The sequence below is a fragment of the Actinomycetes bacterium genome, from assembly GCA_036510875.1.
Classification (GTDB): domain Bacteria; phylum Actinomycetota; class Actinomycetes; order Prado026; family Prado026; genus DATCDE01.
In genome coordinates this window covers 1-23,615 of the sequence record DATCDE010000037.1, presented here as the reverse complement: position 1 = coordinate 23,615, position 23,615 = coordinate 1, and the positions used below count along the sequence as shown (strand labels likewise).

General features: G+C 73.1%; 26 protein-coding genes and 1 tRNA gene. 15 read left to right on the top strand and 12 right to left on the bottom strand.

The genetic code is table 11. The features are described 5' to 3' along the window. Positions 1–1,072, bottom strand: a 1,072-nt coding sequence (locus tag VIM19_02525; protein HEY5183786.1) for an aminotransferase class III-fold pyridoxal phosphate-dependent enzyme, incomplete at its 3' end; no start/stop codon positions are given. A 94-nt stretch (positions 1,073–1,166) separates the two neighbouring features. Beyond that, a complete protein-coding gene (locus tag VIM19_02520) occupies positions 1,167–1,643 on the bottom strand; it encodes an Lrp/AsnC family transcriptional regulator (protein HEY5183785.1) in 477 nt (158 codons plus the stop codon). Between the two features lie 131 nt (positions 1,644–1,774). On the opposite strand from VIM19_02520, the gene hppD reads away from it, so the two are divergent. Both hppD and VIM19_02510 read left to right on the top strand, forming a co-directional pair. Next, a complete protein-coding gene (hppD, locus tag VIM19_02515) occupies positions 1,775–2,908 on the top strand; it encodes a 4-hydroxyphenylpyruvate dioxygenase (GenBank protein HEY5183784.1) in 1,134 nt (377 codons plus the stop codon). 58 nt (positions 2,909–2,966) lie between these two features. After that, positions 2,967–4,220, top strand: coding sequence for an MFS transporter (locus VIM19_02510; GenBank protein ID HEY5183783.1), 1,254 nt, complete (start codon positions 2,967–2,969; stop codon positions 4,218–4,220). Positions 4,221–4,229: 9 nt separating this feature from the next. Here the strand turns inward: VIM19_02510 and fahA are convergent, their stop codons facing one another. Together fahA and VIM19_02500 are read right to left on the bottom strand one after the other, a co-directional pair. Next, the gene (gene fahA, locus VIM19_02505; protein ID HEY5183782.1) at positions 4,230–5,444 is read right to left on the bottom strand and encodes a fumarylacetoacetase; all 1,215 of its coding nucleotides are present in this window, start codon (positions 5,442–5,444) and stop codon (positions 4,230–4,232) included. A 1-nt stretch (position 5,445) separates the two neighbouring features. Further along, positions 5,446–6,300 carry a hypothetical protein gene (locus tag VIM19_02500; protein HEY5183781.1) on the bottom strand — a complete coding sequence of 285 codons (855 nt, stop codon included), beginning with the start codon at positions 6,298–6,300 and terminating at the stop codon, positions 5,446–5,448. 72 nt (positions 6,301–6,372) lie between these two features. On the opposite strand from VIM19_02500, the gene VIM19_02495 reads away from it, so the two are divergent. Further along, positions 6,373–7,566, top strand: coding sequence for a homogentisate 1,2-dioxygenase (locus tag VIM19_02495; GenBank protein ID HEY5183780.1), 1,194 nt, complete (start codon positions 6,373–6,375; stop codon positions 7,564–7,566). Between the two features lie 21 nt (positions 7,567–7,587). Here the strand turns inward: VIM19_02495 and VIM19_02490 are convergent, their stop codons facing one another. The 4 genes from VIM19_02490 to VIM19_02475 all read right to left on the bottom strand — a co-directional run bounded on the left by VIM19_02490 (position 7,588) and on the right by VIM19_02475 (position 12,872). Then, on the bottom strand, positions 7,588–8,454 hold the full coding sequence (locus tag VIM19_02490; GenBank protein HEY5183779.1) for an alpha/beta hydrolase: 867 nt from the start codon (positions 8,452–8,454) through the stop codon (positions 7,588–7,590). Then, positions 8,451–9,404: a Gfo/Idh/MocA family oxidoreductase gene (locus VIM19_02485; protein ID HEY5183778.1), complete on the bottom strand. Its 954-nt coding sequence runs from the start codon at positions 9,402–9,404 to the stop codon at positions 8,451–8,453. The genes VIM19_02490 and VIM19_02485 overlap by 4 nt, the downstream gene beginning before the upstream one ends. After that, complete coding sequence (locus VIM19_02480; protein HEY5183777.1) at positions 9,401–11,071, bottom strand: Gfo/Idh/MocA family oxidoreductase; 1,671 nt, start codon at positions 11,069–11,071, stop codon at positions 9,401–9,403. Before VIM19_02480 ends, VIM19_02485 begins: the two co-directional genes overlap by 4 nt. Before the next feature lie 76 nt (positions 11,072–11,147). Then, positions 11,148–12,872 carry an aminotransferase class V-fold PLP-dependent enzyme gene (locus VIM19_02475; GenBank protein HEY5183776.1) on the bottom strand — a complete coding sequence of 575 codons (1,725 nt, stop codon included), beginning with the start codon at positions 12,870–12,872 and terminating at the stop codon, positions 11,148–11,150. Positions 12,873–12,925: 53 nt separating this feature from the next. Between VIM19_02475 and VIM19_02470 the strand changes: the two genes are divergently transcribed. The 3 genes from VIM19_02470 (at position 12,926) to VIM19_02460 (ending at position 15,379) form a co-directional block, all read left to right on the top strand. Further along, entirely contained in the window at positions 12,926–13,231 is a 306-nt protein-coding gene (locus tag VIM19_02470; GenBank protein HEY5183775.1) for a DUF1707 domain-containing protein, read from the top strand. A gap of 485 nt (positions 13,232–13,716) precedes the next feature. Then, complete coding sequence (locus VIM19_02465; GenBank protein HEY5183774.1) at positions 13,717–14,802, top strand: DUF2079 domain-containing protein; 1,086 nt, start codon at positions 13,717–13,719, stop codon at positions 14,800–14,802. A 61-nt stretch (positions 14,803–14,863) separates the two neighbouring features. Beyond that, complete coding sequence (locus VIM19_02460) at positions 14,864–15,379, top strand: OsmC family protein (protein HEY5183773.1); 516 nt, start codon at positions 14,864–14,866, stop codon at positions 15,377–15,379. Positions 15,380–15,381: 2 nt separating this feature from the next. Here the strand turns inward: VIM19_02460 and VIM19_02455 are convergent, their stop codons facing one another. Further along, positions 15,382–15,948, bottom strand: coding sequence for a nicotinamidase (locus VIM19_02455; GenBank protein HEY5183772.1), 567 nt, complete (start codon positions 15,946–15,948; stop codon positions 15,382–15,384). Then, on the bottom strand, positions 15,945–17,240 hold the full coding sequence (locus tag VIM19_02450) for a nicotinate phosphoribosyltransferase (protein ID HEY5183771.1): 1,296 nt from the start codon (positions 17,238–17,240) through the stop codon (positions 15,945–15,947). Before VIM19_02450 ends, VIM19_02455 begins: the two co-directional genes overlap by 4 nt. Before the next feature lie 38 nt (positions 17,241–17,278). On the opposite strand from VIM19_02450, the gene clpS reads away from it, so the two are divergent. From clpS to rdgB, 9 genes are all read left to right on the top strand, one after another. Next, positions 17,279–17,569, top strand: a complete 291-nt coding sequence (gene clpS / locus VIM19_02445; GenBank protein ID HEY5183770.1) for an ATP-dependent Clp protease adapter ClpS — start codon at positions 17,279–17,281, stop codon at positions 17,567–17,569. Continuing rightward, positions 17,566–18,123, top strand: coding sequence for a DUF2017 domain-containing protein (locus tag VIM19_02440; GenBank protein HEY5183769.1), 558 nt, complete (start codon positions 17,566–17,568; stop codon positions 18,121–18,123). The genes clpS and VIM19_02440 overlap by 4 nt, the downstream gene beginning before the upstream one ends. Positions 18,124–18,132: 9 nt before the next feature. Further along, positions 18,133–18,549 (top strand): M67 family metallopeptidase, encoded by a 417-nt coding sequence (locus VIM19_02435; GenBank protein ID HEY5183768.1) that lies wholly within the window; start codon positions 18,133–18,135, stop codon positions 18,547–18,549. Between the two features lie 64 nt (positions 18,550–18,613). Further along, complete coding sequence (locus VIM19_02430) at positions 18,614–18,892, top strand: MoaD/ThiS family protein (GenBank protein HEY5183767.1); 279 nt, start codon at positions 18,614–18,616, stop codon at positions 18,890–18,892. After that, positions 18,893–19,840: a cysteine synthase gene (locus tag VIM19_02425; protein ID HEY5183766.1), complete on the top strand. Its 948-nt coding sequence runs from the start codon at positions 18,893–18,895 to the stop codon at positions 19,838–19,840. It begins immediately after the preceding gene. Between the two features lie 43 nt (positions 19,841–19,883). Continuing rightward, positions 19,884–20,714 (top strand): glutamate racemase, encoded by an 831-nt coding sequence (gene murI, locus VIM19_02420; GenBank protein HEY5183765.1) that lies wholly within the window; start codon positions 19,884–19,886, stop codon positions 20,712–20,714. Continuing rightward, positions 20,711–21,460 (top strand): MBL fold metallo-hydrolase, encoded by a 750-nt coding sequence (locus tag VIM19_02415; protein ID HEY5183764.1) that lies wholly within the window; start codon positions 20,711–20,713, stop codon positions 21,458–21,460. Before murI ends, VIM19_02415 begins: the two co-directional genes overlap by 4 nt. Before the next feature lie 65 nt (positions 21,461–21,525). Then, positions 21,526–22,248 (top strand): ribonuclease PH, encoded by a 723-nt coding sequence (gene rph / locus VIM19_02410; GenBank protein ID HEY5183763.1) that lies wholly within the window; start codon positions 21,526–21,528, stop codon positions 22,246–22,248. Next, positions 22,245–22,862: an RdgB/HAM1 family non-canonical purine NTP pyrophosphatase gene (rdgB, locus tag VIM19_02405; protein ID HEY5183762.1), complete on the top strand. Its 618-nt coding sequence runs from the start codon at positions 22,245–22,247 to the stop codon at positions 22,860–22,862. Before rph ends, rdgB begins: the two co-directional genes overlap by 4 nt. Before the next feature lie 14 nt (positions 22,863–22,876). Here the strand turns inward: rdgB and VIM19_02400 are convergent. Together VIM19_02400 and VIM19_02395 are read right to left on the bottom strand one after the other, a co-directional pair. Next, a tRNA-Leu gene (locus tag VIM19_02400) sits at positions 22,877–22,959 on the bottom strand. A 21-nt stretch (positions 22,960–22,980) separates the two neighbouring features. Then, on the bottom strand, positions 22,981–23,615 hold a 635-nt coding region (locus VIM19_02395; GenBank protein HEY5183761.1), incomplete at its 5' end, for an MFS transporter.

Sequence of the window (23,615 nt, the reverse complement as noted above, 5' to 3'; positions counted from 1 at the left end):
CGGCGGCCGCGACCCCGCCGTAGGGCTCGTCCGACTTCAGCCCCATGAACAGCCCGCGCCGCCGCAACGTGTACGGCAGCCCGGCCAGGCCCTCCTCGAAGATCTGGCCGAGGGTGCGCACCCGGTCCAGGAACCCGGGTTGCTCGAGGATGTCCAGCACGGTCAGTGCGGCGACACAGCCGAGCTCGGCGCCGCCGAACGTCGACACGTGCACGAACGGGTGCTCATCGAAGACCGCGTGCGCCTCCCGGGTCATCAGCGCCGCGGTGATCGGCAGCAGCCCTCCGGACAGGCCCTTCGCGGTCAGCACGACGTCCGGCTCGAGGCCCTCCTGCTCGTGGAACCAGACCGTGCCGGTGCGGCCCAGGCCGGTCTGGACCTCGTCGAGGATGAACAGCGCCCCCCGCTCGCGGCACAGGGCCTGGACGCCGGCCAGGTAGCCAGGCTCGGGGATCGGCATCCCGAGCGTGGCCGGGATCGGCTCGAGCAGCACGGCCGCGGTGGTGTCGTCCAGAGCCGCGTCGAGGGCGGCCAGGTCGTTGAACCGGACCTGCGTGAACCCGGGCAGGTTCGGCCCGAAGGGGTCCCGGTACTGAGCGTCGCCGGAGGCCATGGCCAGGCCGGTGTGACCGTGGTAGCCGCCCACCGCCGAGATCACGCCGGTCCGTCCGGTGCGGGCCCTGGCCACCTTCAATGCCACGTCCACGATCTCGCCGCCACCCACGCCGAAGACCACGCTGGGCAGCCGGCCACCGGTGGTCGCAGCGAGCCGCTCGGCCAGCTTGGCCCGCCAGCCGGAGACCAGGTGGTCGTTGCCGATGTCGACCGAGCCCATGGCCTCCTGCAGCGCGGCCACCACCCGCGGGTTGCGGTGGCCCAGGTTGAACACCCCGCCGTTGCAGTGGCAGTTGAAGTACCGCCGTCCGTCGAAGGCGTCGTGGAAGAACACCCCGGAGCGCTCGCCCATGACGATGTCCGCACCGAGGGAGGACAGCAGGGTGGCCTTGCCGCGGTCGACCCGGTCGGCGAAGGCCGCGACGGTCGCGGCCCGGTCGGGATACGGCTGCTGCATGGGGATCTCCTCCATCGGCCTTGATCGACACCGCTATGGACCGAACGCTAGGCGCCGGCGGCACGAGGGGCCAGGGCCGACGGTCCCGGCCGGGTCAGTCGTCGGCGCCCTTTCGGGCGGCGGCCAGCACGACCGGCAGCATCCGGTACCGGACGACCGTCTCGAGCGCGATCACGGTCGAGGTCCGCTCCACCGCCTCGACCGCCACGATGGCGTCGATCACCCGCTGAAGGTCGGCGTTGGACCGCGCGACCACCCGGCACAGCAGGTCCCCGGACCCGGTGATGGTGTGCACCTCGAGCACCTCGGGGATCGCCGCGAGCTGCTCGCCGAGCGGGTCGTGGCCACGGATCTGCCGGATGCCCAGCGTCACGAACGCGGTGACCGTGTAGCCCAGACCGGCCGGGTCGACCTCGGGACCCCAGCCCTGGATGACGCCGGAGTGCTCCAGCTTGTCCAGCCGGGCCTGCACGGTGCCTCGGGCGACCCCGAGACGGCGGGAGGCGGCCAGCACCCCGACCCGCGGCTCGGCGGTGAACAGCGCGATCAGTCCGGCGTCCAGCTGGTCCATCGGTCGGCCTCCGCAGGGGGTGGGCAGGGTGCTTCCTGGTGTCCGCCGGCCATGGTCGGCTGACGGACAAGTTGTCCAGTCAACCAGACGAGCGTTGCACATCCTGCCAGGACTGCCCATGCTCCCCTTCCATGACGACGCGCACCGCACCGCTGTCCGCCAGCCGCACCGACGACGACGCGTTCCCGGTCAAGGGGATGGACGCCGTCGTCTTCGCCGTCGGGAACGCCAAGCAGGCGGCGCACTACTACTCGACCGCGTTCGGCATGCGCTGCGTGGCCTACTGCGGCCCGGAGACCGGCGTGCGCGACGAGGCGGCCTACGTGCTCGAGTCGGGCAGTGCCCGGTTCGTGCTCCGCGGCCCGGTCCACACGGAGACCGACCTGGGCAGGCACGTGGCCGAGCACGGCGACGGGGTGGTCGACCTGGCCCTGGAGGTGCCGGACGCCGAGCAGGCGTTCCGCTATGCCGTCGCGCACGGCGCTCGCGTGCTGGAGGACCCGCACGTGCTCGAGGACGAGCACGGCAAGGTGGTGCGCGCCGCGATCGCCACCTATGGGGAGACCCGGCACTCGCTGGTGGACCGGAGCAACTACTCGGGGCCCTACCTGCCCGGCTACCTGGCCCGCGAGCCGATCGTGGCGCCGCCGTCCCAGCGGTTCTTCACCGCGATCGACCACTGCGTGGGCAACGTCGAGCTCGGCCACATGGACGAGTGGGTCGACTTCTACCACCGGGTCATGGGCTTCACGAACATGACGGAGTTCGTGGGCGACGACATCGCCACCGAGTACTCCGCGCTGATGTCGAAGGTGGTCGCCGACGGCACCCGCAAGGTGAAGTTCCCGATCAACGAGCCGGCCATCGCCAAGCGGAAGTCCCAGATCGACGAGTACCTGGAGTTCTACGGCGGGGCCGGCGTCCAGCACATCGCCTTGAACAGCAACGACATCGTCGCCACCGTCCGGGCCATGCGCGCGCAGGGCATCGAGTTCCTGGACACCCCCGGCTCGTACTACGACACCCTCGGCGAGTGGGTCGGGGACACCCGGGTCCCGGTGGACACGCTGCGGGAGCTGAAGATCCTGGCCGACCGGGACGAGGACGGCTACCTGCTGCAGATCTTCACCAAGCCGGTGCAGGACCGCCCCACCGTGTTCTTCGAGATCATCGAGCGGCACGGGTCGATGGGCTTCGGCAAGGGCAACTTCAAGGCGCTGTTCGAGGCGATCGAGCGCGAGCAGGAGCGCCGAGGCAACCTCTGACCGACTTGTCAGGGTGAGGACGACGAATACGCCGTCCTCACCCTGACAAGTTGGCAGGATGCCCCCCGTGGTCCAAGCTGTCGACGCGCTCCAGGAGCCCACCCGGCGGGTCGGCCGCGGCTACCTGACGATCATCGCGCTGGCCAACCTCGGCACGATGATCGCCTTCTTCACCCCGATCCAGAACCTGCTGCCGCGGCTGGCCGAGCAGGCGAGCGGGGGCATGAGCAAGGAGACCGCGCTCGCCTGGATCACCGGCGTGGGGGCGTTCGTCTCGGTGGTGGCCAACCCGCTCGCGGGTGCCCTGTCGGACCGGACGACGTCCCGGCTGGGGCGGCGCCGTCCGTGGGTGCTCGGGGGAGCGGTCCTGGGCCTGGTCAGCATCGCGCTGCTGCCGACGCAGGGCACCGTGCTCGGCCTGGCTCTGCTGTGGGGGGTCGGCCAGGCCACGGTGAACGCCTCGTACGCGGCGATCACGGCGTCCATCCCCGACCAGGTCCCGGTGAGCCAGCGGGGGATCGCCTCGGGGGTGGTCGGCCTGTCGCAGACCGTCGGGGTCGTGGTCGGTGTGGCGATCGTGTCGTTCGTCGTGACCGGCCTCGGCGCAGGATCGGCGGTCACCGGCGTCCTGTTCCTGGTGCTCGCGCTGCCGTTCGTGCTGCGGCTGCGGGACCCGGTGCTGCCGAACGAGCGGCGGCCGCCGTTCGTGCTGGGGGAGTTCCTGCGCGGGTTCTGGGTCAGCCCGCGGGAGTACCCGGACTTCGGGTGGGCCTGGATCACCCGGTTCCTGATCTCGCTGTCCAACGCGATGGCCACCTTGTACCTGTTGTTCTTCCTCAAGGACAAGGTCGGCTACGCCAACCCGGAGCAGGGCCAGACGGTGCTCATCGGGCTGTACGCGCTGGGCACGATCCTCACGGCGGTGATCGGCGGCCGGATGTCCGACGCCAGCGGACGCCGCAAGGTGTACGTGATCGTGTCGTCCTGCGTCATGGCGGTCGCCGGGGTGATCCTGGCGGTCGCGCCGACCTTCCCGGCCGCCATGGTGGCGGCGCTCGTGCTCGGCGCGGGCTACGGGGTGTACCTCGCGGTCGACCAGGCGCTCATCACCCAGGTGCTGCCGGCCGCACAGGACCGCGCGCGCGACCTCGGGGTCATCAACATCGCCAACGCGGCGCCCCAGGTGCTCGCCCCGGTGATAGCGGCGCCGATCGTCACCCACCTGGGGGGCTACCCGGTGCTCTACCTGGGCACCGCGGTCGTGGCGGTGGTCTCCGGGGCCCTGGTGACGAAGATCCGCTCGGTGCCCTGACCCGGCGGCTCAGCCGATGGCCGGCTCGATCCGGCCGGACACCTCGCCCAGCGTGATCGTGGTGCCGTCCGGGCCGGGGGCGCTGGCGCGCAGCACCACGGTGTCGCCGTCCTCGAGAAAGGTCCGGGCGCGGCCCGAGGCCAGCTGCACCGGCTCACGGCCACCCCAGCTGAGCTCGAGCAGCGAGCCGCGCTGGTCGCGCTCCCGGCCCGAGACGGTGCCCGAGGCGAACAGGTCGCCGGTGCGCAGCGACGCGCCGTTCACGGTGAGGTGGGCCAGCTGCTGGCCCGGCGTCCAGTACATGGTGCGAAACGGCGGGCGGGAGACGACCTCGCCGTCCAGCTCGACCTCTATGGCCAGGTCGAGCGACCACGGGTCCGGGTCGGCGAGGTAGGCCACCGGAGTCGGGTCCTGCGCCGGCGGCGGCACCCGGGCGGCGGCCAGCGCGGCGAGCGGGGTCACCCAGGCGGACACCGACGTGGCGAAGGACTTGCCGAGGAAGGGCCCCAGTGGCTGGTACTCGAAGGCCTGGATGTCGCGGGCCGACCAGTCGTTGACCAGGACGACGCCGAACACGTGCTTGGCGAAGGCGGTCGCAGGCACCGACGTGCCCAGCGCGGAGGGCGCCCCCACGACGAACCCGACCTCGGCCTCGATGTCCAGCCGCTGGGACCGGCCGAACACCGGCGGCCGGTCGGGGGAGGGGCGGAGCTGGCCGCTCGGCCGGACCACGGGGGTGCCGCTGACCACGATGGTGCCGGCCCGGCCGTGGTAGCCGATCGGCAGGTGCTTCCAGCTCGGCGGCAGCTGGGCGGCGTCCGGCCGGAAGATCTGGCCGACGTTCTCGGCGTGCGCCTGCGAGGAGTAGAAGTCGACGTAGTCGGCGACCTCCCAGGCCAGGTGCAGCCGGACCTCCGGCAGGGGGAACAGGTGTGGCTGCACCGAGTCCCGGAAGCTGGGCTCGGTGAGCAGGTCGGTGACCCGTTCGCGCACCTCGGCCCACGCGGCCGGGCCGAGGGCCAGGAACTCGTTGAGGCTCGGCCGGGCCAGCACGTGCCCGTGCGGCACCGACACCCGGGCCAGGTCGAGGACGTGATCGCCGATGCGTACCCCGCACCGGGGCTGGTCGCCCGGTCGGGAGAACACGCCGTAGGGCAGGTGCTGGACCCCGAATCCCGAACCCTGCGGGACGGGCGCCCAGGTGTCCGCCGAGGTCGCGGTCACGTCACTCCTTCTCCAGCAGGCCGAGGGCCCGCAGGTCCTCAAGGGGGTCGGTCACGCCGCAGCAGCCGAACGAGACGAACGCCCGGCGGACGGCGGGGATGTCGGCGTCGGCCAGCCGCTCCACGAGCGACTGCGGACGGTGTTCCTCCAGCAGCCCGGTCAGGGTGCCGGCGTCGGCCCCGCCCACCCCGGCGGCCACCGCGGCCAGCACGTTGAGCACACCGTGCTGCTCGAACGCCTCGGGGGTCGTGGTGCGCAGGGCGTGGTGCAGGCCGGCGGTGAGCTTGAACCCGAGCTGGCGGTCCAGGCAGGCGCGCAGGAAGGCGGCCACCTCGGCGCTGGTCGGGTGGGCCTGGGCGGTGGCCCCGCCGGTGCGCAGCTTGGCCCGCTCGGCGCCGTCCTCGGCCAGCACGTCGAGCGCGCTCTCCCAGCCGGGCACCCGCGGGACCTCGACGTAGGCCTGGGCCGAAAAGCTCAGCTGCTCGAGCAGGAACCGGGCGGCGGCGGCCGGGGGATGGTCGGCCGGCAGCTCGATTTCGACCTGCTGGAGCGTGGCGACGTCCTCACGGTCGAGCAGCAGGTTGCGAGCCTCGGCCAGCCCGATCAGCCCGCCCTCGTCGGCGATCAGCCCGATCCGCAGGTCGTCGCCGGGACGGGTGGCGGCAAGCAGCTCCTCGACCTGGCTGGCGCGCACGAGCAGCGGCCCGATCGCCTCGGCGTACCAGGCCCGGCGGTGTGCCCGATGCTCGACGACGGCGTCGGCGACGCTGGCGTTGCCCGGGGGGAAGACCGCCGCGTCGTCGACGAGCCCGGCGACGAGCGCCCGACCGCGGTCGGGCGTGGACGTGGTTGACACGTCGCCGACGCTAGCGGATCGTTCTGTTACAGGACAACGAGTCCGATAATCGGACCCTCGTAGGAGGCGCAGGTGGCGTACTACCGGTCGGTCGGCGAGGTCCCGCACAAGCGGCACACCCAGTTCCGGCGTCCCGACGGCGGGCTGTACGCCGAGGAGCTGATGGGCCAGGAGGGCTTCTCGAACGACTCGGCGCTGCTGTACCACCGGCACCTGCCGACCGCGATCGTCGGCGCGGTGGCGGTCGAGGAGTCGCCTGTGCGCAGCACCGAGCCGAACCAGCCGCTGCTGCCGCGGCACTATCTCACCCACAAGCTGGACACCTCCGGTGCGGACGCGGTCACCGGTCGCCAGCTGCTGCTCGGCAACGCCGACGTCCGGCTGCTGTACGCCCTCGTCGACACCGTGTCGCCGCTGTATCGCAACGCCACCGGCGACGAGCTGGTCTACGTCGAGGCGGGCGGGGCCCGGGTGGAGACGGTGTTCGGTGTGCTCGACGTGCACACCGGCGACTACGTCGTGCTGCCGACGTCGACGACCCACCGCTGGGTGCCGACCGGCTCCGGGCCGCTGCGGCTGTTCATCGCGGAGGCGTCCGGGCACGTGGGGCCGCCGCGTCGCTACCTGTCGCCGCGCGGGCAGTTCCTCGAGCACGCGCCGTACTGCGAGCGGGACCTGCGCGGGCCGACCGGACCGCTCATCGCTGACGGCGAGGATGTCGAGGTCCTGGTGCGGCACAAGCAGGGGCTCACGCGGTACACCTACGCCAACCACCCGTTCGACGTGGTCGGCTGGGACGGCTGCCTGTACCCCTGCGCGTTCGACATCCACGACTTCGAGCCGATCACCGGCCGGGTGCACCAGCCGCCGCCCGTGCACCAGACCTTCGAGGGCCCGAACTTTGTTATCTGCTCGTTCGTGCCCCGGTTGTTCGACTACCACCCGGAGTCGATCCCGGCGCCGTACAACCACGCCAACGTGGACAGCGACGAGGTGCTGTTCTACGTGGGCGGGGACTTCATGTCCCGCAAGGGTGCTGGTATCGAGCTCGGCAGCATCACGCTTCACCCGAGCGGCTTCACCCACGGACCGCAGCCCGGCAGCGTCGAGGCGAGCATCGGCAAGGCGGCCACCGACGAGTGGGCGGTCATGGTCGACACGTTTCGCCCGCTGGAGATCGCCGCGTCCGCCCGGCTGGCCGAGGACCCCGGCTACCCCTGGACCTGGGCCGGCCGCACCCACGACCTGGGCAGCACGTCGGGCTGACCCGCGCGCATCACGGCCGCGTCACACCCGGGCGGCCAGCGCGAGCAGGTCGGCGGCGCAGCGGTCCGGCTGCTGGGCGTGCAGGTCGTGGTGCGCCCCCACGTACCAGGCCGCTTCGGCCCGGTGAATCGTCGCGAGCGCCTCGGTCACCGGCGTCGGCCCGGCCGGGACCTCCGGGACGGCGGCCATGAGCAGCGTCGGGACGCCCACCCGCGGGTAGAGCGGTCGGGGGTCGTCGGCCCACAGCGAGTGCAGGATGCTGCGATGGTGCTCGCGGGACAGCCGCGGGCGCACGGTGCCGTCCGCGGTGTCCTCGAAGTTCGCCAGCGCGCCGAGCCGGCCCTCGTCCGGCCAGTCCAGGTGCCACTGCCGCGACCGGGCCTCCAGCTCGTCGCGGGTGAGGGGTCCCAGGGAGGGAGGGGCGAGCACCGCCCAGCACTCCTCGAAGGTGGCGAACCGCTCGGACAGGTGGATCCAGCCACCGTCGACGAGCGCGCAGGCGGCGACGCCGCCGTGCTGCGCGGCCAGCGTGAGCACCACGTTGCCGCCCCAGGACTGCCCGGCGACCAGCGGACGCCGGTCCCCGGACCAGCCGAGCGCATGGCTCAGCGCGGCCAGGTCGGCCGCCGCCGTCGCCGTGTCGTAGCCGGTCGGGGTCACCTCGGACCGGCCGTGCCCGCGCAGGTCCACCGCCGCCACCTCGTGCCCGGCTGCCGCGACGCGGCGGGCGACGCCGTCCCACAGCCGCGCGTTGCTGGCCAGCCCATGGACCAGCAGGAACGGTCGCCCGGGTCCGTCGGCCCGTCGCAGGGCCAGCCTCGGTCCGTCGGGCGCCCGGATCGTGTCGTCCCGCAGAACCGGCGGGCCGGACGGGTCGGCGCGCGTCATGCCGCACTCGCGGCGATGGCGTCGAGCGTCCTGGCCACGGCGACGGACTCGGTGACGGGGAGCAGGTAGGCGTCCCGGCCGGCGACGCGAGCAGACACCGCCTCGACCATCAGCAGGTAGGCGTCACAGGGCACGAACGCCTCCTCCCGCAGGCGGCCGTCCTCGACCACCCGGAGCACCGACGGAGCCCGCCAGGAGGTGAACGTGGCGTCGGGCAGCTCCACCTGCAGTCCGGGAGCCTCGATGCGCAACGCCTGCGACTCGGGCTGGTCGATCGACGCGACAACCTCGGCCCGGCTGTCACCGGCGGTGAGCGCGGCGGTGGTGGTGAGGTCGACCCCGGTGCGGCCGCGTCGCTGCTGGGCGCTGAGCACCGAGACGTCCCCGCCCAGCGCCCACCGGGCCGCGGCCACCGCGTAGCAGCCGACGTCGAGCAGGGCGCCACCCCCGCGATCAGGGTCGAGCCGGTAGTTGCCCTCGGGCACCCCGGAGAAGGTGAACCTCGACCGCACCGAGCGTGGACCTCCGGCGCCCACGACCAGGGCCTGCGCGCGCCGGGTCCGCGGGTGCCAGCGGTTCCACGCGGCCTCGACGAGCAGCCGCCCGGCGGTCGCAGCCTCGTCGGCCATCCGGGTCGCCTCGGTCGCGTCCAGCCCGAGGGGCTTCTCGCACAGCACATGCTTGCCCGCCCGCAGGGCGGCCAGCACCCAGGGCAGGTGGTCGCTGTTGGGCAGGGCCACGTACACCACGTCGACGTCGTCCGCGGCGCAGACCGCCTCGTAGGAGGCGACGGTGCGGACCGGCTCCAGAGCCGCGGCCCGGCCGGGATCCCGCGCGCCGACCACCTGGAGCGTCGCCCCCTCGGCCGCATGGACCGCCGGAGCGAGGGCGCGGGTCGCCACGTAGCCGGCGCCCAGGAAGCCCCACCGCACCGGGCGTGGAGCGGTCACCGCGGGGTGACCGGCCGGCCGTCGTCGGCAGCGGAGGCCCGGGCCGCCTCCATCACGGCGAGCACCCTCCTGGACTGGAGGCCGGTGACGCCCATCGGCAGGCCGAGGCGCACCCGGTCGGCGACCTCCCGGTGGAAGCCGTAGGGCTCCGGGGCCGGGGTGGCCACCCGCGTGACGCTGCCGTCGGAGCCGTGGAGCTCCAGCAGGGGGGGTGAGTCAGCCGGGGCCAGCAGGTCCTCCTCGAGCGTCCCGATGTCGTTGCGGGACACCACCTTCTCCCGGCGCCAGTGCCCGACGACCGCACCGGACGTGCCCAGCACGTACCAGCGAGGCTTGAGGGCGGCCGCCAGGTCGGAGTGCACGAACTCGGCCTCGACGCCGTCGACGAACCGGACCGTGACCCGGGAGTGGTCGGCGTTGGTCACGTCGAACCAGCGGCGCTTGTGGGTCGCGGCCGTGACGTGGGAGATCTCGTTGGGCAGAAGGTCGAGCACCTGGTCGAGGACGTGCGAGCCCCAGTCGTAGAAGGCGCCCCCCGACACCTCCTCGTCGGAGTGCCACAGGTTGCAGGGGTGCCCGTAGCCGCCGACGAACGTCTCCACGTGGAACAGGTCCCCCAGCGCCCCGGAGCGGACCAGCCGGCGCAGCCCGAGGTAGTCCGGGTCGTATCGGCGGTTCTGGTAGACGACCGCGAGCCGACCGGTGGCGTCCGCCTCGGCGAGCACCGCGTCCGCCTCGGCGGTGCGGATCGCGAAGGGCTTCTCCACCACCACGTGCTTGCCGGCGCGCAGCGCCCGAAGGGCCCACTCCGCATGGGTCCGCGGCGGGGTGGAGACCACGACCAGGTCGACGTCGTCGCGGTCGAACAGCGCCTCCGCCGAGTCGGTCAGGGCGACACCGGGGGCGGCTGACCCGGCGGCGGCCAGCCGCTCCGCCGAGGTGTCGCAGACCGCGGCGAGCGACAGGCCGGCCACGGAGCGGACCGCTCGGCTGTGCTCGTGCCCGATCGCGCCATACCCGAGCAGACCCACCCGGACCGGGGGCGCGTCGGGGACCCCGGCCACCAGGCGCAGCAGCTGCACCAGGGCCCGGGTGGACGACCGGTCGGCGACCGCGTCGACCTGGGTGCCGAGCGTCCAGACGGCGGTCGCGGTGGCCGGCCGCCAGGAGAGCACCGGGTGCTCTGCCAGGCCGATCCGCGCGGCGAGCAGCACCTGGACGTCGTCGGCGGTCTTGTCCACCAGGACCACCCGGTCGGTCAGGTGGTCGTGGTGACCCATGTGGCCGCCGCCGGAGTGCTGGTGGGCCACCGGGAGCAGCGCCGGCAGGGTGGCCGCCCCCGGGCGCACCCGGATGTCGTGCACCGGCGTGGTGCCGCCGAGCAGCAGCCCGGCAGCCTCCGCAAGCACCCCGTCGGGGTCGGCCTCGGTGATCGTGGGACCGGCGACGACGGTGCGGACGCCGGGGTCGGCCAACGCACGGGCCAGGTCGGCCGTCAGCGGACGGTCGGCCCACACGACGACGATGTCGGCTGACCGGAGGTCTCCGGCGCCGGTCGGCTCGCCGGCGTCCACCAGGCCGGCTGCGGCGAGGCGGGCGCGCAAGCCCGCGACCTCGGCGGCCAGCCCGGAGTGGGCGAGGTCGACGACCCAGGCGACGCGCGGCACCCCCCGACAGTAGGGGAAGGTCGCCCAACCGGCCACGGGAGGCGGCTCGGCGGCCGCCGGAGGACTGCCGGGCGGGTCAGGCCGGCGACAGGCAGCGCGCCGGCAGCTCGAACCAGCGCAGGTGGTCGAAGTCGTCGGACAGGCCGGTCCGGCCGGTGTCCTCCTCCGAGACCGTGGCGGTGTCGAACCGCTCCCGCGCCTCCTTCAGGTACCCCTGCAGGGCCGACTCGGGCGCCGTGTCGCGGTGGTGCGGGTAGGCGAGCGCACCGTCCGGGTCGTAGCCGACGTCAGACAGCCGCAGCGGCGGCTCGATCGGTCCGTTGCGGTGTCGCCACAGGCCACTCTCGGGCAGGAACCGGTAGTCGGGCAGCAGCTTCCAGCCGTGCTCGGCCACCAGCGCGACCGCCTGGACGACGTAGTCGAAGACCGGCTCGCTGATGAAGTAGTTGAAGTTCACCCGTACCCAGCCGGGCTTGATGCCCTCGCAGCCGTGGGCGATCTCCCGCTCGTACTCGTGGCTGCGCTCGATGTCGATACCGAGCAGCCGGTGCCCGTACGGCCCGGCGCAGGAGCAGCCGCCGCGCGACTGGACGCCGAACAGGTCGTTGAGCAGTGCCACCACGAAGTTGTGGTGCAGGTACTTGCCGCTGGGCCGCTTGATCACGAACGACACGATGGACAGTCGCTCGGAGTCCAGGTTGCCGAGGATCTGGATGCTGGGCACGGCGCCCCAGGCGGTGACCGCCCGGTGCAGGAAGTCGGCCTCGTGCGCGCGGATGACGTCCACGCCGACCGCCTGCTTGAGCTGGAACACGAGCCCGGCCCGGATCGACTCCACGATCGCCGGGGTGCCACCCTCCTCCCGGTGCACCGGGTCGGAGAGGTACATGTGATCGTCCGGGTTGACGTAGGCCACGGTGCCTCCGCCGACGACGTCCGGCACCCGGTTGGTGAGCAGCTCGCGGCGCGCCACGAGCACTCCCGGTGTCCCCGGCCCGCCGATGAACTTGTGCGGGGACAGCACGATCGCGTCCTTGTAGGCCAGCGGGTGCTCGGTACATCGCGGGTTCATCTCGATGTCGACGTACGGCCCGGCCGCCGCGAAGTCCCACACGGCGAGCGCGCCGTGCTCGTGCAGCAGCTGGGAGATCCGGTGGGTGTCGCTGACGATGCCGGTCACGTTGGACGCCGCCGAGAACGAGCCGATCCGCAGCGGCCGGTCGGCGTACCGGACGAGCTTCTCGACCAGTCGGTCCCGGTCGATGTGGCCGTCGCGGTCCTCGGGGATCCGCACGACGTCGGCGATGGACTCCCGCCAGGGCAGCTCGTTGCTGTGGTGCTCGAACGGCCCGATGAAGACCACCGGTCGGTCGGCCTCAGGGATGCGCTCCATCGCGTGGTACCGGTCCTCGAACGCCGAGGGGATCCGCAGACCGAGGATGCCGAGCAGCCGGTCGATGGCCCCGGTGCATCCGCTGCCCGCGAAGATGACGCAGGTCGACTCGTCGCCGTTGACCGCCCGATGGATGATCGCCCGGGCGTCCTCGCGCAGCCGGGTCGTCTGCAGCCCGGTCCCGCTGGACTCGGTGTGGGTGTTCGCGTATCGCGGCAGCACCTCGCCGCGGATGAAGTCCTCGACGAAGCTGAGTGCGCGCCCGCTGGCTGTGTAGTCGGCATAGGTGACCCGACGCGGGCCGTACGGCCCGGGCACCACCTGGTCGTCGCCGATTACCCCCTCACGGATCCGGGCCAGCAGCGGCGGCTCGGGCAGCGACGGGTCACGGGGCGGGACGACGACCATGCGACGAGGGTACGGCCGCTACTGCAGCGGTCCAGCGGTCTAAGGTCATGGCCGTGGCCCAGGACCCGGATCAGCGTGCCGGGGACGCCGACCGGGAGCGGACGGCGGAGGTGTTGCGGCGCGCCCACGCGGAGGGCCGGCTCGACCTCGACGAGTTCGACACCCGGCTCGGCCAGGCCTATCAGGGCGCGACGATGGGTGAGCTGGCCGAGCTGACCCGCGACCTGCCGGCCGTGCCACAGCCAGCGCCGGCTCCGGTGCCGACGACCGCCGAGGGGTCGAAGGTCCTACCCCATGGCGGCATGCGCAAGGCGTGGGCGGCCTGGGCCACCGTGGTGCTGATCTGCACGGTGATCTAACGAGGCCATCTCCTCCAGCAGCACTCAGGGGTTCTGGCCGATCTGGGTCGCCGGCCCCTGGGGGCCGTGCTACTGGCGCGCACGCTGTTCCGGCCGTAGCGCGACGTGTCGATCGCGCCGCCCCCTGACGGTGCCCGGATGGCCCGGCACGCGGCCACCAGGCGGCGCACCGTCGCTGGGACCCGGACCGACCGCGTCCCCTGGGCGATCGGCTCCCTGTTCGCCGGGCTGTACAGCGCGCTGTCGCTGCTGCGCTACCAGTACTTCGTGGTCCCGTCGTGGGACCTCGGCATCTTCACCCAGGCGGTGCGCAGCTACGCACAGGGCCACGCACCGGTGGCCGACATCAAGGGGCCCGGTTTCGACGTCCTGGGTGACCACCTCAGCCCGATTCTGGCGGTGCTCGCCCTGCCGTACCGGGCCTTCCCCACGGCGGGCACCCTCCTGGTGGCGCAGGCCGTGCTGCTCGGGCTGTCCTGCGTCCGGTGGGCCGGCTGGCCATCCGCCGGTTCGGGTCGGTCGCCGGCTCCGCGGTGGCGCTCGCCTACGGCCTGTCCTGGGGCCTGCAGTGGGCGGTCGAGGCCGACGTCCACGAGGTCGCCTTCGCTGTCCCGCTCCTGGCGTTCTCGCTGGAGGCGTTCCTGGAGCAGCGGTGGCGCCGGTCGGTCGCGTGGGCGCTGCCGCTGCTGCTGGTGAAGGAGGACCTCGGCTTCACCGTCGCCGTCCTGGGTCTGCTGCTCGTCGCGGGGGGGCAGCGGCGCCTCGGCCTGGTCACCTCCCTGGTGGGCGCGGCCGGCTCGGTGGTCGCCCTGCTCGTGGTCGTTCCCCGGTTCGCCGAGGCGCACCGGTACGCGCACTTCGGGCAGTTCGGCACCGACGCGGCGTCGAGCGGGCTTGGGTCGGTCCTGGCGCCTGTGCTGCACAACCCGCTGTCCCTGGTCAGCCCCGGGGCCAAGCTGGTCACCCTGTTCATGTTGGCCCTCATCGCGGGCGGGGTCTGCCTGCGGTCGCCGCTGCTGCTGCTGGCGGTGCCGACCCTGTTCTGGCGGTTCGCCTCGGTCGATCCGCTCTACTGGGGGATGCGCTACCACTACAGCGCCGTCCTCATGCCCATCGTGTTCATGGCCTTCATCGACGGGCTGACCCGGCTGCGGGCCGGCCGGTGGGCGCTGGGCCGCCGCTGCGCCACCGTCGCGATCCCCGTCGTGACGACCGCGGCGGTCATGCTCGCGGCCGGGCTGCCGCTCAAGGCCCTGCTGCAGCCGGGCGGCTGGGGCGACGGACGTCGGCAGCACGCCCAGGCAGCGCTCGCGGTGATCCCGAGCGGGGCCGTGGTGGAGACCGACCTCGGCCTGATGTCGCACCTGGTGAGCCGCAACCGCGTCTACTGGCTCGGCCAGGCGACGGGGGTCAGCCCCGACTACGTGGCCGTCGACTCCGGCAGCGGCTGGTCACCTCTCCACGCGGCCGACCTCCCGGCCTACGCCGAGAGCCTGCACCCCGGCTCCCGGTACCGGCTGATCTGGTCGCAGGGCGGGTTCTCGGTCCTGCAGAGGCAGCCCAGCCGGTAGCCCGGGTGGATCCGGCGCCGCACGTCATTGACGTCCGTTGAGGCCGCTGGAACCCTGTGCCATGGATCAAGCGCAGCTGAAGGAGCTCCAGGGCCCGCTGAAGCAGCAGTACCGACAAGATGCCGCGGCGGCGCGGGTGACCCTGTCCGCGACCGGTGACCTGGGGGACGGGCTGACGTGCTCGGTGGAGACCGGGCGCGCCCTCGTCGCGGCCGGTCTGCACCCCGCTACCGGTGGCGACGGGCTCTCGGCGTGCTCGGGGGACATGCTGCTGCAGGCCTTGGTGGCGTGCGCGGGCGTGACCCTGCAGGCCGTGGCCACCTCGTTAGGGATCGACCTTCGGGGTGGTCGGGTCCGAGCCGAGGGCGACCTGGACTTTCGGGGCACGCTCGGGGTTGACCGGGCGGCACCAGTCGGGTTCGCGGCCATCCGGCTGGACTTCGACCTGGACACCGACGCCCCGGCGGACCAGCTGGACACCCTGCTGCGACTGACCGAGCGGTACTGCGTGGTCCTTCAGACCGTGCGCTCCGCACCGCCGGTGACCGCGCAGATCACCGGCGGCCGGCCGGACTGAGCTCAGCCGCCGACGCACTCCACGCCGGCTTCGCGCATCTCGGCGACCGCCCGGGTGGTGGTCTCCTCGGCCACGCCCGCGGTGAGGTCCAGCAGCACCCGGGTGGCGAACCCGTCGGTGGCGGCGTCCAGCGCGGTCGCCCGGACGCAGTGGTCGGTGGCCAGGCCGACCACGTCGACCGCGGTGACGTCGTGGTCGCGCAGCCACTGGCCCAGCCCGGTCCCGTGCCGGTCGGCGCCCTCGAAGCCGGAGTAGGCCGCCTGGTGCCGTCCCTTGGCGAAACAGGCCTCGATCCGGGAGGTGTCCAGCGCCGGGTGCAGCTCGGCCCCCGGCGTCCCCTCGACGCAGTGCGGGGGCCAGCTGGTCACGTAGTCCGGCTCGTCGTCGAAGTGGTCGCCGGGGTCGACGTGCTGGTCGCGGGTGGCCACCACGTGCTCGTAGCCGACGGCGGAGTCGGAGGCCAGGAGGTCGGTGATGGCCGCAGCCACCGCCGCGCCACCGGTCACCGGCAGCGAGCCACCCTCGCAGAAGTCGTTCTGGACGTCGACGATGATCAGCGCTCGGCTCATGGCCAGCCCTCCTCGAAGACCGTGGGGATCGCGGGCTCCCCGCGCTGCAGCCGCACCGCAGTCGCGGGCAGCTCGTCCAACGACCGCTGGTGGCGGTCCCTCGCCTCGGCCAGCGGCTCCGCGCCGACGACCTGGCCCCGCTCGATGAGCGGGACCTGCAGGGCGCGGTCGTCGCCGTCGTCCACCGGGGCCCGTCCGACCCGAAGCACCTCGGCCACCGCGGTGCCGTCGGGCCCGCGCCGGCGCAGCGCCCACTTGCGACCGCCCCGGCCCGGCTTGCCCACCGAGGTCTTGCCCACCGGGCGCCCGTCGACCTCGACCAGCTTGTAGACCAGGCCGGCGGTCGACGCCCCGGAGCCGGTGACGACCGACGTGCCCACCCCGTAGGCGTCGACCGGCGCGGCGGCCAGCGCGGCGATCGCGTGCTCGTCGAGGTCGCTGGTGACGACGATCCGGGTGCGGGTGGCACCGAGCCCGTCCAGCTGCTCCCGCACCGCCCTTGCCTGGACGACCAGATCACCGGAGTCGATCCGTACCGCACCCAGGCCGGGGCCGGCGGCCTCGACGGCCAGCCGCACCCCCTCCGCGATGTCGTAGGTGTCGACGAGCAGCGTGGTCCCGGTGCCCAGCGCCGCGACCTGGGCTGCGAACGCGGCCCTCTCGCTGTCATGGACCAGCGTGAAGGCGTGCGCCGAGGTGCCGGCCGTGGGGATGCCGTGCCGGCGTCCGGCCTCGAGGTTCGACGTCGAGGCGAACCCGGCCAGGTAGGCGGCGCGGGCCGCGGCGACCGCCGACTCCTCGTGCGTGCGCCGGGTGCCCATTTCGATGCACGGTCGCTCCCCGGCGGCGGTCACCATCCGGGACGCAGCCGCGGCGATCGCGCTGTCGTGGTTGAGCACGGACAGGACCAGCGTCTCCAGCAGCACCGCCTCGGCGAAGCTGCCGCGCACCTCCAGGATCGGTGACCCGGGGACGTAGCACTCGCCCTCCCCGTAGCCCCGGACGTCGCCGCCGAAGCGGTAGCCGGCCAGCCAGTCCAGGGTCGGCCGGTCCACCACCCGGCGCTCGCTCAGGTCGGCCAGCTCGCCGTCGTCGAACCGGAACCGCTGCAGCGCTTCGAGCAGCCGCCCGGTCCCGGCCGCGACGCCGTAGCGGCGGCCCTCGGGCAGCCGCCGGGCGAACACCTCGAACACGCAGCTGCGGTCGGCCGCCCCCGAGCGCAGCGCCCCCTCGAGCATGGTCAGCTCGTAGTGGTCGGTGTGCAGGGCCGTTTTCGCGGCGGCGTCCGTCACGCTCGTGAGCCTAGAGGGCGGCGTGCGACCATGGCGCCGTGAGCGTGGCACCGGTCGAGCTGGACGAGCCAGTCACCGACGAGGTGACCCAGCCCGACCGGCCGTGGATCACCCTGGTCTGGAACGACCCGGTGAACCTGATGTCCTACGTGACCTACGTGTTCCAGCAGTACTTCGGCTACTCGAGGGAGAAGGCGACCGAGCTGATGCTCGACGTCCACCACCGTGGCCGGGCCGTGGTGTCCAGCGGGACCCGCGAGGAGATGGAGCGTGACGTGACGGCCATGCATGGCTACGGGCTGTGGGCCACCCTGCAGCAGGACAAGTGACCGTGCGGCACGCGTTCCGGCGGACCCGCCGCGGTGAGGTCGAGCTGACCCTGCGGCCCGAGGAGGCCAGTGTCCTGGCCGACCTGCTCGACCAGCTGGCCGATCTGGTCGCACCGGAGGAGCCGCCGGACGCCGACCCGCTCAACGCGCTGGTGGGCATCGGGACCCAGACCCGCCCGCCGGACGACCCCGCGCTGGCCCGGCTGTTCCCTTCCGCCTACCCCGACGACGACGCGGCTGCCGGGGAGTTCCGCCGCTACACCGAGCCGGACCTGCGCACCCGCAAGCGAGAGCACGCGCTGGCCGCCCGCGCCACGCTGGAGCGGGTCGAGCGGGGCAGCGTGCGGCTGACCCCGGACGAGGCGACGGCCTGGCTGCTCGCACTGAACGACCTCCGGCTGGTCTACGGCATCCGGCTGGAGGTCAGCGACGACGAGCCGGTCGACCTGGAGGACCTCGAGGAGGACGACCCGCGCCTGCTGCCGATGGCCCTGTACCAGTGGCTCACCTACCTGCAGGCCACTCTGGTCGAGGCGCTCGGCGGTCCCGCCTAGGCTGTGCGAGTGCTCATGATCAGTCGCGCCGTCGTCGACGCCATCGTCGGCCATGCCCGCGCGGACCACCCGGATGAGGCCTGCGGGGTGGTGGCCGGCCCGGCCGGCTCGGACCGGCCCGAACGGTTCGTGCCGATGGTCAACGCGGCCCGGTCACCCACCTTCTATGAGTTCGACTCGGCCGACCTGTTGAGGCTGTACCGGGAGATGGACGACCGCGACGAGGAGCCGGTGGTGATCTACCACTCGCACACCGCGACCGAGGCCTATCCGTCCCGCACCGACGTCTCGTACGCGTCCGAGCCGGAGGCGCACTACCTGCTCGTGTCTACCCGTGACCCAGATCACGCCGAGGTCCGCTCGTTCCGCATCGTGGACGGCGAGATCACCGAGGAAGAAGTTCGGCTGGTCGGAACGTTGGACTGACGTCGGCGCCCGGCAGCGGGCGTCCGGCGAGCACGAAACCCCGATCACGAGGAGAGAGCACCCCATGGCCGTCGCGGTCCGCATCCCGACGATCCTGCGTACCTACACCGGCGGTGAGAAGTCGGTGGAGGGCGAAGGCAGCACGCTGGAGGCCCTGATCGCCCACCTGGACGCGAGCTACCCGGGCATCGGCGAGCGGCTGCTCGACGACGGCAAGCTGCGCCGGTTCGTCAACGTCTACCTCAACGACGAGGACGTCCGCTTCCTCGGCGGGCTGGAGACCCCCGTCGCCGACGGCGACGCCGTGACGATCCTGCCCGCAGTGGCCGGCGGGGCGCGCTAGGTGCGCTTCGACTCCCTGCTCGACTCCGTCGGCCGCACCCCGCTGGTCGGGCTGCCGCGGCTGTCGCCGTCCCCCAACGTCCGGCTGTGGGCGAAGCTGGAGGACCGCAACCCGACCGGTTCGGTGAAGGACCGCACCGCGCTGGCCATGGTCGAGGACGCCGAGCGGTCCGGCCGGCTGCAGCCGGGCGCGACCCTGCTGGAGCCGACGTCGGGCAACACCGGCATCTCGTTGGCCATGGCGGCCCGGCTCAAGGGCTACCGGCTGGTCTGCGTGATGCCGGAGAACACCTCGGCCGAGCGCACCCAGCTGCTGCGGATGTGGGGCGCCGAGATCGTCTACTCCCCGGCGGCCGGCGGGTCGAACCAGGCCGTGCGGGTCGCCAAGGGGATGGCCGCCGAGCACCCGGACTGGGTGATGCTCTACCAGTACGGCAACCCGGCCAACGCCGACGTCCACTACCGCACGACCGGTCCCGAGCTGCTCACCGACCTGCCCACGCTCACCCACTTCGTGGCCGGACTGGGCACCACCGGCACGCTCATGGGGGTCGGGCGGTACCTGCGGGAGAAGGTCCCCGGCGTCCAGATCATCGCGGCCGAGCCGCGCTACGGCGAGCTGGTGTACGGGCTGCGCAACCTGGACGAGGGGTTCGTGCCCGAGCTGTACGACCCCTCGGTGTTGACCTCCCGGTTCTCGGTGGGACCGCGGGACGCCGTCCGGCGCACCCGCGAGCTGCTGGCGCAGGAGGGCGTCTTCGCCGGCATCTCGACTGGGGCGATCCTGCACGCGGCGCTGGGCGCGGCCGCCAAGGCGGTCAAGGCGGGGGAGCCCGCGGACATCGCGTTCATCGTCTGCGACGGCGGCTGGAAGTACCTGTCCACGGGCATCTACGAGGGCACCCTCGACGACGCCGAGGCCGCCCTTGACGGCCAGGTCTGGGCCTGACCCCCTTCATGCTGAGGGGGTGGGGGGTGCCTACCCTGGGCGGGTGGCCGACGCACCCATCGGGATCTTCGACAGCGGCGTGGGCGGGCTGACCGTCGCCCGGGCGGTGCTCGACCAGCTGCCGCACGAGCCGGTGCTCTACATCGGCGACACCGCCCGCGGTCCATACGGGCCCCGGCCGATCGCCGAGGTCCGCCAGTTCGCGCTGGAGATCATGGACCACCTGGTCGACCAGGGCGTCAAGCTGCTGGTCATCGCGTGCAACAGCGCCAGCGCCGCGGTGCTGCGGGACGCCCGCGAGCGGTACGACGTCCCCGTGGTGGAAGTCGTGCACCCCGCCGTGCGCCGGGCGGTCAGCGCCACCCGCAACGGCCGGGTCGGCGTGATCGGCACCCGGGCCACCATCGACAGCGGTGCCTACGAGGACGCCTTCGCCGCGGCGCCGCACCTGCAGCTGACCACCCAGGCCTGCCCGCGCTTCGTCGAGTTCGTCGAGGCCGGGGTGACCAGCGGCCCGGACCTGCTGGCCGCCGCCCACGAGTACCTCGACCCGGTCGTCGCGGCCGGCGTGGACACCCTCGTCCTCGGCTGTACGCACTACCCGCTGCTCACCGGTGTCCTGTCCTACGTCATGGGCGAGCAGGTCGCGCTGGTCTCCAGCGCCGAGCAGACCGCCCAGGACGTCTACCGGGTGCTGGCCACCCGCGGGCTGCTCCGGGACCAGTCACTGTCGATACCCGAGCACCGTTTCCTGGCCACCGGCGACCCCGAGGAGTTCACCCGGCTCGGACGGCGCTTCCTCGGACCCGAGGTGGTCCGCGCCGAGCCGGCTGACCTCGACGAGCTGATCGCGGGCGCAGGGGTCGCCCAGTGAGGCTGACCGTCGTCGGCTGCTCCGGCTCCTTCCCCGGTCCGGACTCGCCCGGCTCCTGCTACCTGGTCGAGCACGACGGCTTCCGGCTCGTCGTCGACCTGGGCAACGGCTCGCTGGGCCACCTTCAGCGGTACGTCGACCTACGCGACGTGGACGCCGTCTGGCTCAGCCACCTGCACGTCGACCACTGCATCGACGTCACGTCGTACTACGTGGCCCGGCGGTACCACCCCGAGGGCTGCCCCCCGCGGCTGCCGGTCCACGGCCCTGAGGGCACCGCCCACCAGCTGACCCGGGCCTACGGAACGGCGGACGCCACGGCCAACTTCGAGCGGGTGTTCGACTTCCGCACGCTGGCCGCCGGCGTGCGCGAGCTCGGCCCGTTCCGGCTGACCACCGCGCAGATGGCCCACCCGGTGCCCTGCTTCGGCGTCCGGTTCGAGGCCGGCGGGCACTCGCTCGTGTACAGCGCCGACACCGGGCCGACCGAGGCGCTCGTCGACCTGGCCCGGGGCGCGGACGTGCTGCTGGCCGAGGCCTCGTTCTACGACGGCGACGCCAACCCGCCGGGGCTCCATCTCACCGGCCGGGAGGCCGGCGAGCACGCCGCGAAGGCCGGGGTGGGCCGGCTGCTGATCACTCATGTCCCCCCGTGGCACCGGCTCGACCGGACGCTCGACGAGGCGGCCGGCAGCTTCGACGGCGACCTCGGCGGCGCTTGCGCCGGCGGCGTCCTCGAGCTGTGACCGGCTGACCGCTGCGCCGAGGCCCGTGTCCGTCCTGCGCACGCCGCGCGGCTAGGCTCGCCGGCATGTCCCGCTCCGACGGCCGTGACCCCGGCCAGCTGCGCCCCGTCCACTTCAGCCGCGGCTGGCTCGACCACGCCGAGGGCTCGGTGCTCGTCGAGTACGGCCGCACCCGGGTGCTGTGCGCCGCGTCCTTCACCGAGGGCGTGCCGCGCTGGCGCAAGGGAAGCGGCCAGGGCTGGGTCACCGCGGAGTACGCCATGCTGCCCCGCTCGACCAACACCCGCAACGACCGCGAGTCGGTCCGCGGCCGCATCGGCGGCCGTACCCACGAGATCTCCCGGCTGGTGGGCCGGGCGCTGCGCGCCGTCATCGACTACAAGGCCCTCGGCGAGAACACCGTCGTGCTCGACTGCGACGTGCTGCAGGCGGACGGCGGCACCCGGACCGCGGCCATCACCGGCGCCTACGTGGCGCTGGCCGACGCGGTGGCGTGGGCCAAGGGGCAGGGGCTGGTCAAGGCCGGCGCCGAGCCGCTCATCGGGTCCGTGTCGGCGGTGAGCGTGGGCGTCGTCGACGGCGTCCCGCTGCTGGACCTGTGCTACGAGGAGGACGTCCGGGCCGAGACCGACATGAACGTCGTCGTCACAGGCGAGGGGCACTTCGCCGAGGTGCAGGGTACCGCCGAGGGTGCCCCCTTCGACCGGTCCGAACTGGACCGGCTGCTCGACCTCGCCCTCGCCGGCTGCACCGACCTGGCCCGGCTGCAGCGGGAGGCGCTGGCGTGACCCCGCAGCGGATCGTGCTGGCGACCCGCAACGAGCACAAGGTCGCCGAGCTGCGCCGGATCCTGGCCGACGCCGGCCTCGACGTGCACCTCATGGGCGCCGAGTCGTTCGCCCACCTGCCAGACATCGCCGAGACCGGGACGACGTTCGCCGAGAACGCCCTGCTCAAGGCGCACGCCGTGGCGGCCGCCACCGGCCTGCCCGCCGTGGCCGACGACTCCGGGCTGTGCGTCGACGTGCTCGGCGGCATGCCGGGGGTGTTCTCGGCGCGCTGGTCCGGGCGGCACGGGGACGACGTCGCGAACCTCGAGCTGGTGCTGGCCCAGCTGGCCGGCGTCCCCGACGACCGTCGGTCGGCGCACTTCGCCTGCGCGGCGGCGCTCGCCCTGCCCGGCGGGGAGGAGCGGGTCGTCGAGGGCCGGCTGTCCGGCCGCCTGCTGCGCGCCCCGGCCGGCAGCAACGGGTTCGGCTACGACCCGATCTTCGTGCCGGAGGGCGAGACCCGGACCACGGCTCAGCTGGAGCCGGCCGAGAAGGACGCGATCAGCCACCGCGGCCGGGCCCTGCGCACGCTCGCCCCGGTCGTGCGTGAGCTGGTCTGCCACCGGTCCTGACCAGCCGCTACCGGTGCGGGAGGGGGGACTCGAACCCCCACGCCCGTAAGGGCACCAGGACCTAAACCTGGCGTGGCTGCCGTTACACCACTCCCGCGCGTCCACCGACGCCGAGGGGTCAGCGTATCCGGGAGCCCGCCGTCCACAGGCCGACGGCGGCGACCGCGGCCACCGACCCGGAGACCACCAGCGGGACGACGCCGTGCCCGGGACCGGCGTCCCACAGCAGGCCGGCCCACAGCCCCGCGGCCAGCACCGCGCCGCCGGACAGCCCCTGGAAGATGCCCTGCGCCCGGCCGCGGGACGCCGGGGGGACCAGTGTAGAGATCCAGGCCTTGCCCACGCCGTCGGTGAACCCGTTGAAGCCGCCGTACACGGCCATCAGGGCGACCACTGCCCAGCCGCCGTCCACCAGGCCGAGTCCCAGGTAGCCGACCGCGAAGCAGACCAGCCCCAGCGCGTAGACCCGCGGGCGGGACAGCCGGTCGGTGAGCACGCCGGCCGGGTAGGAGACCAGCGCGTAGACCAGGTTGTACACGACGTAGACGCCGACGACCGCGACGGTCGAGAAGCCGGTCTCGGACACCCGCAACAGCACCAGAGCGTCCGGGAAGTTGACCAGGGCGATCAGCCCCAGCACCACGGTGACCCGCTTGAACACCGGCGGCAGCGGTGCCACCCGCACGACCGGCCGTGCTGCGGACGACGCGGACGGCGCAGGCGGCTGGGCGACCGTCACCGGGTGGTCCTTGG